Raw genomic sequence first — 14,658 nt, forward strand, 5'->3', positions numbered from 1 at the left:
CCGGGTGCCCGCAACACCCGCGCCATTTTCCGGGCCCCCCCCCCCCCCCCCCGCCCCGCCCCCCCCCCCCCCCCCCCCCCCCCCGCCCCCGGGGGGGGGGGGGTTCCCCCCGCGAAAGGGCCGGTACAGGCAAGCAGAACTTCTAGGCCACGTCCCCCTCCACCCGGTCCCGCCCGGCCTGCTTGGCCGCATACACCCCTGCATCCGCGCGCAACAGCAAGGCGTCGGCACCCTCCCCCGGTCGCCAACCTGCCACACCAAAACTCGCAGTAACCTTGCCCACGCCTTCCACCGGCACATTGCGCACCCCTTGCCACAGCTCCAGCGCCAGCAGCCGCGCCTGCTGGGCATCACTGCCCGGGCACAACACCATGAATTCCTCGCCGCCCAGCCGGCAGAACACATCGCTACGCCGCAACCGCTGGCCGATGCGCAGGCACAGGCTGCGCAGCACGCGGTCCCCCATGGCGTGGCCGAAGCGGTCGTTGATGCATTTGAAGTGGTCGATATCGAGCATGATCACCGCCAGCGCCAGGCCGTCGCGCTGAGCCCGCTCCAGCTCGGCCTTGAGCCTTTCCTGAAAATAGCGGCGGTTATGGATGCCGGTCAGCGAGTCAGTCACCGACAACGCACGCAGCTCTTCTTCCACGCCTTTGAGGTCCGAAATGTCCGTCAGGTAGCCATGCCACAAGGTGCAGCCCTGCTCGCCCACCTCCGGTGTCGCCTCGCCACGCACCCAGCGCAACCCGGCACGTGGCAGGCAGACCCGGTATTCCTCGCGCCAGGGGCTCAGGTGTTCGGCCGAGTAGCGCACCGAGCGGCGCACGCGCTCCAGGTCATCGGGGTGGATGCGCTCGAAGACCACACTGGCGTCCTCGCGCAACTGCTGCAGGTCGACTTCGTAGATCTCGTAAAGGCCCAGGCTGGCATACGGAAAGCAGGAATGGCCATTGCTGTCCAGGCGGTACTGGTAGATGCCACCCGGCACCTCGGCACTGAGCTTTTCCAGCAGGCGGTCACGCGCCGCCAGCGCTTCATGCACCCGGCGCCGTTCGGTGACGTCGATGCAGATCGCCAGGTAACCGATCCACAGCCCTTGTTCATCGAGCATGGCGGTGACCAGCATGTTGGCCACCAGCTGGCTGCCATCGGCGCGCAGCAGCGTCCACTCCCCCGGCTCGGCGCCACAGCCCTGCACCGTTTCGGCGAACAGCGCCTGGCCACCGGCAATCGGCCGGCCGTAACGCAGGCTCAAGGCATGTGCACGCAGGTTCAGCTCTTCGGCCAGCAACAGGTCCTCCAGGCGCAGCTGGCCGATCGCCTCGCCGGCCGGGTAACCGAGCATGCGCTCGGCGCCGGCATTGAAGGTGCTGACCACGCCCTTGAGGTTGGTGGCGATGATTGCCACCTGGGTCGCGGCATCGAGAATGCAGCGCAGCTGGTTGTGGGTGCCACGCAGAGACTGCTCGCTGAGCCGCAATTCGGCGGTGCGCTGCTCGACCAGGGCCAGCGCGCGTTGGCGCTGGCTGAACAGGCTGTACAGCAGCACGCTGAGCAGCAGGCTCAACAACCCGCCCAGCACGCTCACCGCCGGCACCACGGTGGAGCGGTTGGCCTGGACGAAGGCCTGGCTCGGCCGGATGTTCAGCTGGAAGTGGCGGTCAGCCAGGTGCAACAGCTGGTTGCTCGACAACGCCAAGGGGGCGACCGGGTTCTGCGAATCGAACATCACTTCGGCGCCATGCAGCCCGGCAGGGTCGACGACGCGCACGACCAGGTTGTCGTCTGCCGCCACCGGGCGCCCGTCACTGACCAGCTCACGCATGCTCAGCAAGGCCATCACGTAACCCGCTGCCGCACCCCGGCTGCCGGCCGCGGCAAACACCGGCGCGACCATCAGCAGGCCCCGCGCATCCGAGGCGGTATCGAACATCGCCAGCGGCTGTGACACCGCCATGCTGCCCGGCCCCAGCGCCCGCGCCAATGCTGCCAGCGCTACCGGCTGGCCGGCGAGGTCCAGCCCATGAGGCAGCCCAGGCAGTTCACCCGACTGGGAATAGAGGACCGGGAAATAGTGTTCGCGCAGCGGTGCCGGGCGCCACTGGCCACGTTCATCCTGGTCGCGGATCAGGTAGCCCGGCACCTGCACACTGCTCTGGCGCTCGAATTCGCTGCGTTGCGCGGCTTCGACCCGTGGCGCCCAGGCGTACGCCAGGGTCCGCTGCAGCAATGGCCGGGCGTATCCGTCGAACTCGCGGGGGGTGATTTCGTTGGAATAGCTGAAAAACCGCCGCAAGCCGTCCAGGCGTTGCTGCTGTTCGTCAAAGCGTTCGGCGATGCGGCTGGAGCGCTCGCTGGCCAGCAGCTCGAAGCGCTGGCACAGCTGCTGCTGGTAGAAGGTTTGCGCGGCAAGCGCGAGGACGGCCGTGAGCAGGCCGCCCGCGAGCAGGGCGACCAGCGCCACTGCCCAGGCAGACAACGCCTCTGGGCACAGCCCAAGCAACCGCGCCGGCACGCCACCCTTTGACATACACCCATCTCGTCACGTCAGCGTCCTGCGGATTAACTTGCCCTGCCCTCAGTTATAGCTATTGGCCACTAGCCGCGCAATGTACCTCGTCGCCTCAACGCAGCTGCAAACGCCAGGCACGGTGGATGCGGTTATTGCGGGCGAAGTCCGGGTCCAGGGTCTGGGCGGTGATTTCCTCCACCGCATAACGCGCCGTCAGGTGCTCGTCCAGCTGGAACTTGCGGAAGTTGTTGGAGAAATACAGCACGCCACCGGGTGCCAGGCGGGCCATGGCCAGGTCCAGCAGCTGCACGTGGTCACGCTGCACATCGAACACGCCTTCCATGCGCTTGGAGTTGGAGAAGGTCGGCGGGTCGATGAAGATCAAATCGTAGCTGTCGCGGTTGCCTTCCAGCCAGGCCATCACGTCACCCTGCTCCAGGCGGTTGCGCTCGGAGAAGCCGTTGAGCGCCAGGTTGCGCCGCGCCCAGTCGAGGTAAGTCTTCGACAGGTCGACGCTGGTGGTGCTGCGCGCACCGCCCTTGGCCGCGTGCACGGTCGCCGTGGCGGTGTAGCAGAACAGGTTGAGGAAGTGCTTGCCGGCGGCCTCGCGCTGGATGCGCATACGCATCGGGCGGTGGTCGAGGAACAGGCCGGTGTCGAGGTAGTCGGTAAGGTTGACCAGCAGCTTGACGCCACCTTCGTTCACTTCCTGGAAACGCCCCTCGGTAGCCTGGCGTTCGTACTGGCGCGTGCCGCTCTGCCGCTCGCGACGCTTGAGCACCACACGCTGCGGCGAAATGCCCAGCGCCTGCGGGATGGCTGCCAAGGCATCGAGCAGGCGCGCCTGGGCCTTGTCCGGGTCGATCGAGCGTGGCGCGGCGTATTCCTGCACATGCACCCAGTCCTGGTACAGGTCGACCGCCAGGGCATACTCGGGCATATCGGCATCGTACAGGCGATAGCAATCAATCTGCTCACGACGGGCCCACTTGCCCAGTTGGCGGAGGTTTTTCTGCAGGCGGTTGGCGAACATCTGCGCGCCTTCCGACAGGCGCGCAGGCTCGCTGGCCAGCGCTGCCGGTGGCTGCTCTGCAGCGCCGTCGGGCTGTGCCTCGCGGCGCTCGCCGGTAACGAACTGGTCAGGCTGGACCTTGAACAGCAGCAGCTTGCACGGCAAGGCGCCGTTCCAGAACGCGTACTGCTTGTGGCTGCGAATGCCCATGCGCTTGCCCAGTTGCGGCGCGCCGGTGAACACCGCTGCCTCCCAGCCCATGCAGGCCTGGCGCAGGCGCTCGCCGAGGTTCTGGTAGAGGTACAGCAGGCTGGCCTCATCGCCCAGGCGCTCGCCATAGGGCGGGTTGCTGATGACCAGGCCTTTCTGGTTCTGGTCCGGGCGCGGCTCGAAGGTGCTGACCTCGCCCTGGTAGATTTTCACCCAGTCGCCCAGCCCGGCGCGCTCGACGTTGTTGCGGCCGGGCTGGATCAGCCGTGGGTCGGCCTCGTAGCCACGAATCCACAACGGTGGCTTGGCCAGGCCGGCCTGTGCCCGCGCCTGCGCCTCGTCATGCACCTTGCGCCACAGCGCCGGCACGTGGCCGAGCCAGGCACTGAAGCCCCAACGTTCGCGCCGCAGGTTGGGCGCGATATCGGCGGCGATCATCGCCGCTTCGACCAGGAACGTACCCACACCGCACATCGGGTCGGCCAGCGCGCCCCCTTCGGCGGCAATGCGCGGCCAGCCAGCGCGGATCAGCACCGCCGCCGCCAGGTTTTCCTTCAGCGGCGCGGCACCTTGCTGCAAGCGGTAGCCACGCTGGTGCAGGCTGTGTCCGGACAGGTCGAGCGAAAGAATCGCCTCGCCACGGTCCAGGCGCAGGTGCACGCGCACGTCCGGGTCGATCTTCTCCACCGACGGGCGCAGGCCTTCACGGTTGCGCAGCTTGTCGACGATCGCATCCTTGACCTTCAGTGCGCCGAAGTGGGTGTTATCGATGCCCGAGCCATGGCCGCTGAACTCCACCGCCAGGGTGCCGTCGGCCGCCAGGTGGTCGGCCCAGTCGACCGCGTGCACGCCGTCGTAGAGGTCGTCGGCGTTCTTCATGGAGAAGCGCTTGAGCACCAGCAACACGCGGTTGGCCAGGCGTGACCACAGGCACAGGCGGTAGGCGGTTTCCATGTCGGCGGCGCCGCGAATGGCCGAGGTGTGTTCGCGCACCTCATCCAGGCCGAGGCCTCGGGCCTCTTCGGCAAGCAGGCCTTCGAGGCCTTTGGGGCAAGTGAGGTAAAGTTCGAAACGGTCCGACATGAGTAATCCAGCGCCTTGGGCTATTTGACTGACGGAGCGACGCATCGCCCCGCGATGTTTGCCCGCACACCTTTCCAGCAGGCGTGCGAGTGGCCCTTGCCGCACGACAGCGTGCGACAAGGGCCGGGCCGCCTGACCGATCTGCGCTTGGCCCAGTGGCAAAGACAGCTTAGATCATCAGGCAGTACGAAAAATTCTGGCGACAGCGGGGGCGATGTGACCCTTCGTCGCATTTCAAATTATTTCTGTCATCCGCGAGCAACGCTGGCGAAATGACGTCAATGATCGGCAAACCCCGATCATAGCGGGCTCAACGCTAAACAAGGTTGAGTCGCATTTATTTACTTATCCTCTCACCCTAGGAAAGGTTACGTGCTTATGACAAATCGATCATTCACAGCGTGACCTGCATTCGATAGAACTGGTCTCAGGCCGCTTCGCAACGAGGCGGCACTTTCAGCTCGCCACGCCGGCAGCGAGCGCACACCGGCAGAAAGACTCTGCCCGGCCTCGGAGAGGCCGACGGGACATTACAGTCAACAAGTGAGGGCAACACCCTATGAGAAGACTTAAGCGTGATCCGTTGGAAAGAGCATATTCACGTGGCTACCAATACGGGGTCACCGGCAAATCCCGCGAACTTTGCCCCTTCAATCTTCCTTCTGTTCGCCAAGCCTGGATCAACGGCTGGCGCGAAGGTCGCGGTGATAACTGGGACGGAATGACTGGCACCGCTGGCATCCATAGACTCAACGAAAATCACGCCGTTGGCTGAACGAGGACACTGAATTCGTTTTACCATGCACGCCCTATCCGGGCGGCGGGCGAAGGCCCAGGGGCCCCTTGAAGGGGCCCTTTTTTATGGGAACGGGTCAGCGTGACAGCGCCGCAATGGCATCGACCGCCTCGCGAATCAGCGCCGGCCCTTTGTAGATGAAGCCCGAGTAGATCTGCACCAGGCTCGCCCCGGCCGCGATCTTCTCGGCGGCATGGCGGCCTTCGGTGATGCCACCGGCGGCAATGATCGGCAGCTTGCCGCCCAGCTCGCCAGCCAGCACCTTGACGATATGGGTGCTCTTCTCCAGCACCGGCGCGCCCGACAGGCCGCCCGCCTCGCCACCGTACGGCAGCCCTTCGACCCCTTCGCGCCCCAGCGTGGTGTTGGTGGCGATCACCGCATCCATGCCCGATTCCATCAGCGCGGCCGCGACCAGCGCGGTTTCTTCGTCGCTCATGTCCGGGGCAATCTTGATCGCCAGCGGCACGCGCTTGCCGTGCATGCCGGCCAACTGTTCGCGGCGTTCGGCCAAGGCCTCGAGCAGCTGCTTGAGCGAATCACCGAACTGCAGGCTGCGCAGGCCCGGCGTGTTTGGCGAACTGACGTTGACGGTGATGTAGCTGGCGTCGGTGTACACCTTGTCCAGGCAGATCAGGTAATCGTCCACGGCGCGCTCGACCGGGGTGTCGAAGTTCTTGCCGATGTTGATGCCCAGCACGCCGTTGTAGCGCGCAGCGCGCACGCGGCCGAGCAGGTGATCGACGCCCAGGTTGTTGAAGCCCATGCGGTTGATGATGGCCGTGGCTTCTGGCAGGCGGAACAGCCGTGGCTTGGGGTTGCCCGGCTGCGGGCGCGGGGTGACAGTGCCGATTTCGACGAAACCGAAACCCAGCTGGGCAAAACCGTCGATGGCCGCACCGTTCTTGTCCAGGCCGGCCGCCAGGCCCACCGGGTTGGCGAAGTTCAAGCCCATGACCGTCACCGGCAACGCCGCCGGCTGCTTGCACAGCACGCCGTTGAGGCCAAGACGGCCACCGGCACCGATCAGGTCCAGGGACAGGTCGTGGGAGGTTTCCGGGGAAAGCTTGAACAGCAGCTGGCGGGCCAGGGTATACATGGGCGGGCAAGGCTCGGGGGTGAATGAGGGGGCGATTATAGCCAGCGCGGGGCCGGCATGACAGCAAATCGTGGCGCTGCTGCGCAGCGGGCCGGGCAGATGGCACATCGGTTGCACCGGTTCAGCCCACAGCCTTATCAGTACGGGCGAGGAACCTTGTGAACAGTGCACCCCAAGCAACGCCCCTGGCCTGGGTCAACGGCAGCGACGCGCCGGAAAAGCCCAGCCTCAACATCGGCTACATGGCCCTGACCGACTGCGCCTCGGTAGTGGTCGCCGCCACCCAGGGTTTCGCCCAACAGCACGGCCTTACCCTCAACCTCAAGCGCCAGGGCTCCTGGGCCGGGCTGCGCGACAAGCTGGTCAGCGGCGAGCTGGATGCCGCGCACTGCCTGTATGGCCTGGTCTACGCCGTGCACCTGGGCATCGGCGGGGTAGCGGCCAGCGCCATGGCCGTGCTCATGGGCCTGAACCAGAACGCCCAGGCCATCAACCTGTCACCGGCCTTGCAGCGCAAGGGCGTGACCAGCCCTGAAGCACTGGCGCGCCTGGTGCACCAACATGGCCCACGCCTCACCTTCGCCCAGACCTTCCCCACCGGCACCCATGCCATGTGGCTGTATTACTGGCTGGCCAGCCAGGGCATCCACCCGCTGCGCGACGTCGACAGCGTGGTGGTGCCGCCGGCGCAAATGGCCGCACACCTTCAGGCCGGGCGCATCGACGGCTTCTGTGTCGGCGAACCCTGGGCCGCCGACGCCGTGGCGCGAGGCCAGGGCTTCACCCTGGCCACCAGCCAATCGATCTGGCCGGACCACCCGGAAAAGGTCCTGGCCTGCGCCCGCGCCTTCGCCGAGCAATACCCCAACAGCGCCCGCGCGCTGATCAAGGCCGTACTCGCCGCCAGCCGCTTCATCGAGCAGAGCCCGGAAAACCGCCGCAGCACTGCGCAACTGCTCAGCGGCAGCGTCTACCTGGACACCCCGCTCGCCAGTATCGAACCGCGCCTACTCGGCAGCTACCACGATGGCCTGGGCAACCAGTGGCAAGACCCACACGCGCTGCGCCTGCACGACCACGGCCGGGCCAACCTGCCGTATCTGTCCGACGGCATGTGGTTCATGACCCAGTTTCGCCGCTGGGGCCTGCTGCGCGAAGACCCCGACTACCTTGCCGTGGCCGGCCAGGTGCAGCAGCTGGCGTTGTATCGCGAAGCGGCAGGCAGCCTGGGCGTGGCCTGCGCCGAGCAGCCGATGCGCAGCAGCCTGCTGATCGACGGCAGCCGCTGGGACGGCAGCGACCCGTACGGTTATGCCCGCAGTTTCCGCCTGCATGCCATGGGCGACCTGCCCGACGCCCGTGTTGGCGCCTGAGGGGAGAGCACCATGCTGCGTATCCTGCTGATCGACGACACCCAGAGCAAACTCGGCCGCCTCAAGGCGGCGTTGAGCGAGGCCGGCTTCGATGTCATCGAAGCCCCAGGCCTGACCATCGACCTGCCCGCCTGCGTCGAAACGGTGCGCCCGGACGTGGTCCTGATCGATACCGATTCCCCGGACCGCGATGTGATGGAACAGGTGGTGCTGGTCAGCCGTGACCAGCCACGCCCCATCGTGCTGTTCACCGACGAACACGACCCCGGGGTGATGCGCCAGGCGATCCAGGCGGGGGTCAGCGCCTACATTGTCGAAGGCATCCATGCCGCGCGACTGCAGCCGATCCTGGATGTGGCCATGGCCCGCTTCGAGAGCGACCAGGCGCTGAAGGCGCAGTTGCTGGCGCGCGACCAGCAACTGGCCGAGCGCAAGCGCATCGAGCAGGCCAAGGGCCTGCTGATGAAAATGAAGGACTGCAACGAAGAACAGGCCTATACCCTGATGCGCCGCCAGGCCATGAGCCGGCAACAGAAACTGATCCAGGTGGCCGAGCAGATCATTGCCATGCACGAGATGCTGGGCTGACGCCTCGTTCAAAACCTGAGGCGCGTAGCGGCCCCCGAATTTTCAGCTTCGCCGCAGACATTGCCGGGGCTGCTGCGCAGCCCTTTCGCGACACAAGGCCGCTCCCACAGGTACAGCGTGAGCCCAGGGCTGCACCGTTCCCTGTGGGAGCGGGCAAGCCCGCGAAGCAGGCAGCGCGGTGGATGGCACCGGCTGTGCCGGTGTTCGCGGCCACGGCCCGAGTTGGCCCATCTCTTGCTGAACGAATATCACCGGTAGCCAACGGCGGTTGCCCCACTTAAATCCCGACAAAGACGTCGCTCTCCCCTCCACCTCGGTGGAGCGGGTAGCGGCGTCTTTTTCGTTCCGTTGCATTGCCGAGTGAGGTGTTCGATGAGTACCAGCTTCTGGAAATCCGGGCATGTGCCCACGTTGTTCGCCGCGTTCCTGTACTTCGATCTCAGCTTCATGGTGTGGTACCTGCTAGGCCCGCTGGCGGTGCAGATTGCCGCCGACCTGCAACTGAGTGCACAACAACGGGGCCTGATGGTGGCGACGCCGATCCTGGCCGGGGCGATCCTGCGCTTTGCCATGGGCGTGCTGGTCGACCGCCTGTCACCGAAGACCGCCGGGCTGATCGGCCAGGTGGTGGTCATCGTCGCCCTCGCAGCCGCCTGGCACCTGGGCGTGCACAGCTATGAACAGGCGCTGCTGCTGGGCGTGTTCCTCGGCTTTGCCGGGGCCTCGTTCGCCGTGTCGCTGCCGCTGGCCTCGCAGTGGTACCCGCCACAGCACCAGGGCAAGGCCATGGGCATTGCCGGCGCGGGCAATTCCGGCACGGTGTTCGCCGCCCTGCTGGCCCCGGTGCTGGCCGCCGGCTTTGGCTGGAACAACGTCTTCGGTTTCGCCCTGATGCCGCTGTCGCTGGCCCTGGTGGTGTTCGCCCTGCTGGCGCGCAACGCCCCGCAGCGGCCCAGGCCGAAAGCCATGGCCGACTACCTCAAGGCGCTGGGCGACCGTGACAGCTGGTGGTTCATGTTCTTCTACAGCGTCACCTTCGGCGGCTTCATCGGCCTGGCCAGCGCCCTGCCCGGCTACTTCAGCGACCAGTACGGCCTGAGCCCGGTCACCGCCGGCTATTACACCGCCGCCTGCGTGTTCGCCGGTAGCCTGATGCGCCCGCTCGGCGGCGCCCTCGCCGACCGCTTCGGCGGCATCCGCACCCTGCTGGGCATGTACAGCGTGGCGGCCATCTGCATCGCCGCGGTCGGTTTCAACCTGCCCAGCGCTGCCGCGGCCCTGGCCCTGTTCGTCAGTGCCATGCTCGGCCTGGGCGCCGGCAATGGCGCAGTGTTCCAGCTGGTGCCGCAGCGCTTCCGCCAGGAGATCGGGGTCATGACCGGGCTGATCGGCATGGCCGGCGGCATCGGCGGCTTCCTGCTGGCCGCCGGCCTCGGCACCATCAAGCAACACACCGGGGACTACCAGCTGGGGCTGTGGCTGTTCGCCAGCCTGGGCCTGCTGGCCTGGTTCGGCCTGCACGGGGTGAAACAGCGCTGGCGCACCACTTGGGGCTCCGCCGCGGTGACGGCAGCGCGGGTCTGAGGCATGTCGATGAGCCTGCAACTGAGTTTCGCCCAAGCCAGCGCCACCGGGCCGCGCGCAGAAAACCAGGACGCCCTGCGCCTGGTGACCCCGGCGCCGGAGCTGGCCGCCAGCAAGGGCTACCTGTTCGCCCTGGCCGACGGCGTCAGCCAGTGCGCCGATGGCGGCCTGGCAGCGCGCGCCACCCTGCAGGCGCTGGCCCTGGACTACTACGCCACCCCTGCGACCTGGAGCGTACCCCAGGCTCTCGACCGCCTGCTGCTGGCGCAGAACCGCTGGCTGCGCGCCCAAGGCAGCGGCCAGCCGTTGCTGACCACCCTCAGCGCGCTGGTGTTGCGTGGCCGGCGCTTTACCCTGGCCCACGTTGGCGATTGCCGCGTGTACCGCTGGCACGCCGGGCGCCTGCAATGCCTGAGCGAAGACCATGTGTGGGACCAGCCCGGCATGCAGCATGTGCTCAAACGAGCGCTGGGCCTGGACCAGCACCTGCTGGTGGACTTCCTCGAAGGCGAGCTGCAGCCGGGCGAGCGCTACCTGCTGCTGAGCGACGGGGTATGGGCCAGCCTGGGCGATCAGCACATCCAGGCGGTGCTGCGCGAGCAGCCCGACCTGCAACTGGCCGTCGACACCCTGGTCGCCAGCGCGCACCTCAACGGCAGCCAGGACAACGCCAGCGCCTTGCTGGTGCAGGTCGAGCAGCTGGGCACCGCCAACCTCGGCGACACCCTGGCGCAACTGCAGCAATGGCCGGTGCCCGGCCCGCTGCGTGAGGGCCAGGTCATCGATGGCTGGCAGGTCGAACGGTTGCTGTCGCACAGCCGCCAGTCGCTGCTGTACCGGGTGCGCGATGGCCAGGGTCAAGCCTGGCTGCTGAAGACCCTGCCCGCCGCGCGTGAACAGGAGCCGCGCGCAGCGCAAGGCCTGTTGCTGGAGGAGTGGTTCCTGCGCCGGGTTGCCGGCCGGCACTTCCCCGAACTGCATGCCGCCAGCCAGCGCCAGCACCTGTACTACGTGATGCGCGAATACCCCGGCCAGAGCCTGGCGGCGCTGCTGGCCGAGAGCGGCCCGCTGCCCCTGCCGCAGTGGCTGGAGCTGGCCCGGCAACTGCTATTGGCAGTCGGCGTGCTGCACCGGCGCAACCTGCTGCACCGCGACATCAAACCGGAGAACCTGCACCTGGGCAGTGACGGCCAGCTGCGCCTGCTGGACTTCGGCCTGGCCTATTGCCCGGGCCTGTCCGAGGACCCGCAGCACGAGCTGCCCGGCACCCCTTCATACCTCGCCCCGGAAGCGTTCGACGGCCAACCGCCAGGCCCGCGTCAGGACCTGTATGCCGTTGGGGTGACCCTCTATCACCTGCTGACCGGGCACTACCCGTATGGCGAAGTGGAAGCCTTCCAGCGCCCGCGCTTCGGCCAGCCGGTCAACCCCGCGCGCTACCGCCCCGACCTGCCGGAATGGCTGCAGCACAACCTGCAGCAGGCGCTGGCGGTCGACCCGGCGCAGCGCTTCGAAACCGCCGAACACTGGTTGCTGCTGCTCGAACGCGGCGACCGCCAGGAGCTGCCCGGCCGGCCACGGCCGTTGCTCGAGCGCGAACCGTTGAAGGTCTGGCGCACCCTGGCGCTGCTGTCCTTGCTGATCAACCTGATAGTGCTGCTTTGCCTGCTCAAGGGCTGAAAGCGCCTTGCCGATGAGGAAACCCTGATGAATGCAAAAGTCTGGCTGGTGGGTGCTGGCCCTGGTGACCCGGAACTGCTCACGCTCAAGGCCGTACGTGCCTTGCAGCAAGCTGCCGTGGTCATGCTCGACGACCTGGTCAACCCGGCGCTGCTGGTGCACTGCCCGCAGGCGCGGGTGATTGCCGTGGGCAAGCGTGGCGGCTGCCGCTCTACGCCACAGGCGTTCATTCAGCGCCTGATGCTGCGCCATGCCCGGCAAGGGCGTTGCGTGGTGCGGCTCAAGGGCGGCGACCCGTGCATCTTCGGCCGTGGCGGTGAAGAGGCGCTATGGCTGCAGGGGCATGGCATCGAGGTGGAAGTGGTCAACGGCATCACCGCCGGCCTGGCCGGCGCCACACAGTGCGGGATTTCCCTGACCTCCAGGGGCGTGAGCCGCGGCGTGACGCTGGTGACGGCACACACCCAGGACGACAGCGAGCTGAACTGGGCAGCCTTGGCCCAGGGCGGGACGACCTTGGTGGTGTACATGGGCGTGGCGCGGCTGGAGCAGATTCGTCAGGGGTTGTTGACGGGTGGCATGGCGCCGGGGATGCCGGTGGCCATGATCGAAAATGCCTCGTTGCCGCAGCAGCGCGAGTGCAGAAGCGAGGTACGCAGAATGGTGGAAGATGCCCGGGGGTTTGGCTTGCGTAGCCCGGCGATACTGGTGATTGGTGAGGTGGTTGGGGGGCAGGTGGCTCGGGAATTGGTGGCGATTGCTGGATGATGCGCTGCCTGCGCCGGCCTTTGTGGGAGCGGCCTTGTGTCGCGAAAGGGCTGCACAGCAGCCCCGGCAATACCTGCGGCGAAGCTGAAAATCTAGGGCCGCTACGCGCCCCTTTCGCGACGCAAGGCCGCTCCCACAAGGGGCACGCAAATCCAGGAAACGGGCAAAGAAAAACCCGGCCGAGGCCGGGTTTTTCATGAAGCTTCAAACCAATTACTTGGCCTGGGCTTCTACCTGAGCTTCAACGCGACGGTTGACAGCGCGGCCTTCTTCGGTGGCGTTGTCGGCAACCGGACGGGTTTCGCCGTAGCCAACCGAGTCAACACGGCTGGATTCTACGCCGTACTGCTGGGTCAGGACCTGCTTGACAGCGTTGGCACGACGCTCGGACAGCTTCTGGTTGTAAGCGTCTGGGCCGACGGAGTCAGTGTGACCTTCCACGGTGGTGGTGGTCTGTGGGTACTGCTTCATGAAGTCAGCCAGGTTCTTGATGTCGCCGTAGCTGTTTGGCTTGACGACCGACTTGTCGAAGTCGAACTTGACGTCCAGCTCAACGCGAACGACTTCGGCAACAGCCGGGCAGCCATCGGCGTCAACGGTAACGTTGGCCGGGGTGTCAGGGCACTTGTCGACGTTGTCGCAAACGCCGTCGTTGTCGGAGTCGGAGCACACTTCGGCAACTGGAGCCGGAGCGACTTCAGCCTGCTTCGGGCTACCGCCGAAGTTCAGACCAACACCAACGGTCGGGCCCCACTCGGTGTTGCCGTTGTCGATGTTGTACATGGCTTCTACGCCAGCACGGGCGAAGAACATGTCGGTGATGTACCACTTGGCGCCAGCGCCAACGTTGGCGAAGGTGGAGTGGTCGCGGCCGCTACGAGTGGCCTGGCCCAGGCTCTCGTGAGCGAAACCGGCGGAAACGTACGGACGCAGCGCGTCGCCCACGGTACCGAAGTGGTAGGTGGCGTCGAGCTTGGCCTTGGAACCTTTGATGTCTTTGTTGAAGACTTCGCCACGCGCGTTGTGGGTCTCGTTGTAGCCGAGGTCCAGGGAAACGTCGTCAGTCAGGAAGTAACCCAGGCGAACACCAGGATTGGTGCCGTCGTTCTTGAAGTTACGTTCGCTATCGTAGTACTGCTTGGTAACGTTGCCTTCGATCTCTACCGCGCCTTGGCCTTGAGCCAGAACGCCGAACGAAGTAGCAGCGACGAGCGAGCCAATGGCCAAGCCCAAGGTGTTTTTCAATTTCATCCGTTAAATCCCCATCTGGTGATAGTTAAGCAGTCCCACCACAAACAAGGGGGACAACTCGACGGCAAGTCTAGCAGAACTCGCCGGTTCGTTAGAGATATTTGCACGCCACTAAGTTTCATCGAGGCCGGCAAATTTCTCCCGAAGCTTGTCTAGCGCGCGCTTGTAGCGCATTTTCGTGGCGCTCAGGCCCATGTGCATGATGTCGGCAATTTCCTGAAATTCCAGCTCTGCGACAAAACGCAGCACCAGAATTTCCCGGTCGATCGGGTTCACATGAACCAGCCACTTGTCCAGCCCGCCTTTTTCTTCCGGCTTCGGGGCCTTGTCTTCGGACGCCTCTTCGACAGGGTCCAGGCTCAAGGCATCCATCAACCGGCGTTTACGACGCTCCTTGCGGTACTGGGTAATGCATTCGTTGTAGGTGATGCTATAGAGCCAGGTCTTGAACTTGGACTTGCCTTCGAAGTTCTTCAACCCGTACAGCACTTTCAACATGACTTCCTGACAGACATCGTCCGCGTCACGGTCGTTCCCCAGGTAACGCGCACAGACGTTGAACAGGGTCCGCTGATAGCGCCGCATGAGCTCCTCATAGGCGCGGGTAACGTGGTATAGCTCCTCATGCGAACGCGCCACCAACTCTTCGTCGGTGAGCTCGCGGGGGTCATAACGCATGGGCGGCGAATGAACTTTATTCAA

At 65.7% G+C, this 14,658-nt stretch carries 11 protein-coding genes; 6 read left to right on the forward strand and 5 right to left on the reverse strand.

The genetic code is table 11. The features are described from left to right. Positions 1-142: 142 nt before the first annotated feature. Positions 143-2,530, reverse strand: a complete 2,388-nt coding sequence (locus C6A77_RS19010) for a diguanylate cyclase (protein WP_114170858.1) — start codon at positions 2,528-2,530, stop codon at positions 143-145. 94 nt (positions 2,531-2,624) lie between these two features. After that, positions 2,625-4,817 carry a bifunctional 23S rRNA (guanine(2069)-N(7))-methyltransferase RlmK/23S rRNA (guanine(2445)-N(2))-methyltransferase RlmL gene (gene rlmKL, locus C6A77_RS19015; protein WP_114170859.1) on the reverse strand — a complete coding sequence of 731 codons (2,193 nt, stop codon included), beginning with the start codon at positions 4,815-4,817 and terminating at the stop codon, positions 2,625-2,627. Between the two features lie 559 nt (positions 4,818-5,376). On the opposite strand from rlmKL, the gene C6A77_RS19020 reads away from it, so the two are divergent. After that, on the forward strand, positions 5,377-5,592 hold the full coding sequence (locus C6A77_RS19020) for a ribosome modulation factor (RefSeq protein ID WP_003248687.1): 216 nt from the start codon (positions 5,377-5,379) through the stop codon (positions 5,590-5,592). 97 nt (positions 5,593-5,689) lie between these two features. Here C6A77_RS19020 and C6A77_RS19025 read toward each other — a convergent pair whose 3' ends face one another. Next, positions 5,690-6,712, reverse strand: coding sequence for a quinone-dependent dihydroorotate dehydrogenase (locus C6A77_RS19025; protein ID WP_114170860.1), 1,023 nt, complete (start codon positions 6,710-6,712; stop codon positions 5,690-5,692). A gap of 158 nt (positions 6,713-6,870) precedes the next feature. Here C6A77_RS19025 and C6A77_RS19030 point away from each other — a divergent pair, with 158 nt between their 5' ends. The 5 genes from C6A77_RS19030 to cobA all read left to right on the forward strand — a co-directional run bounded on the left by C6A77_RS19030 (position 6,871) and on the right by cobA (position 12,705). Next, positions 6,871-8,085: a CmpA/NrtA family ABC transporter substrate-binding protein gene (locus tag C6A77_RS19030; protein WP_114170861.1), complete on the forward strand. Its 1,215-nt coding sequence runs from the start codon at positions 6,871-6,873 to the stop codon at positions 8,083-8,085. Between the two features lie 12 nt (positions 8,086-8,097). Next, positions 8,098-8,673 carry an ANTAR domain-containing protein gene (locus C6A77_RS19035; protein ID WP_114170862.1) on the forward strand — a complete coding sequence of 192 codons (576 nt, stop codon included), beginning with the start codon at positions 8,098-8,100 and terminating at the stop codon, positions 8,671-8,673. 372 nt (positions 8,674-9,045) lie between these two features. Continuing rightward, positions 9,046-10,257: a nitrate/nitrite transporter gene (locus C6A77_RS19045; RefSeq protein ID WP_114170863.1), complete on the forward strand. Its 1,212-nt coding sequence runs from the start codon at positions 9,046-9,048 to the stop codon at positions 10,255-10,257. Between the two features lie 9 nt (positions 10,258-10,266). Then, positions 10,267-11,937 (forward strand): bifunctional protein-serine/threonine kinase/phosphatase, encoded by a 1,671-nt coding sequence (locus C6A77_RS19050; RefSeq protein ID WP_114170864.1) that lies wholly within the window; start codon positions 10,267-10,269, stop codon positions 11,935-11,937. A 27-nt stretch (positions 11,938-11,964) separates the two neighbouring features. Continuing rightward, a complete protein-coding gene (cobA, locus tag C6A77_RS19055; RefSeq protein WP_114170865.1) occupies positions 11,965-12,705 on the forward strand; it encodes a uroporphyrinogen-III C-methyltransferase in 741 nt (246 codons plus the stop codon). 213 nt (positions 12,706-12,918) lie between these two features. Here cobA and C6A77_RS19060 read toward each other — a convergent pair whose 3' ends face one another. Together C6A77_RS19060 and sigX are read right to left on the reverse strand one after the other, a co-directional pair. Beyond that, positions 12,919-13,956, reverse strand: coding sequence for an OmpA family protein (locus C6A77_RS19060; protein WP_004376136.1), 1,038 nt, complete (start codon positions 13,954-13,956; stop codon positions 12,919-12,921). A gap of 111 nt (positions 13,957-14,067) precedes the next feature. Continuing rightward, positions 14,068-14,634, reverse strand: coding sequence for an RNA polymerase sigma factor SigX (sigX, locus tag C6A77_RS19065; RefSeq protein WP_003248665.1), 567 nt, complete (start codon positions 14,632-14,634; stop codon positions 14,068-14,070). Positions 14,635-14,658 lie beyond the last annotated feature (24 nt).

It is taken from the genome of Pseudomonas sp. AFG_SD02_1510_Pfu_092 (assembly GCF_003331055.1).
In the GTDB taxonomy this organism is placed as follows: domain Bacteria; phylum Pseudomonadota; class Gammaproteobacteria; order Pseudomonadales; family Pseudomonadaceae; genus Aquipseudomonas.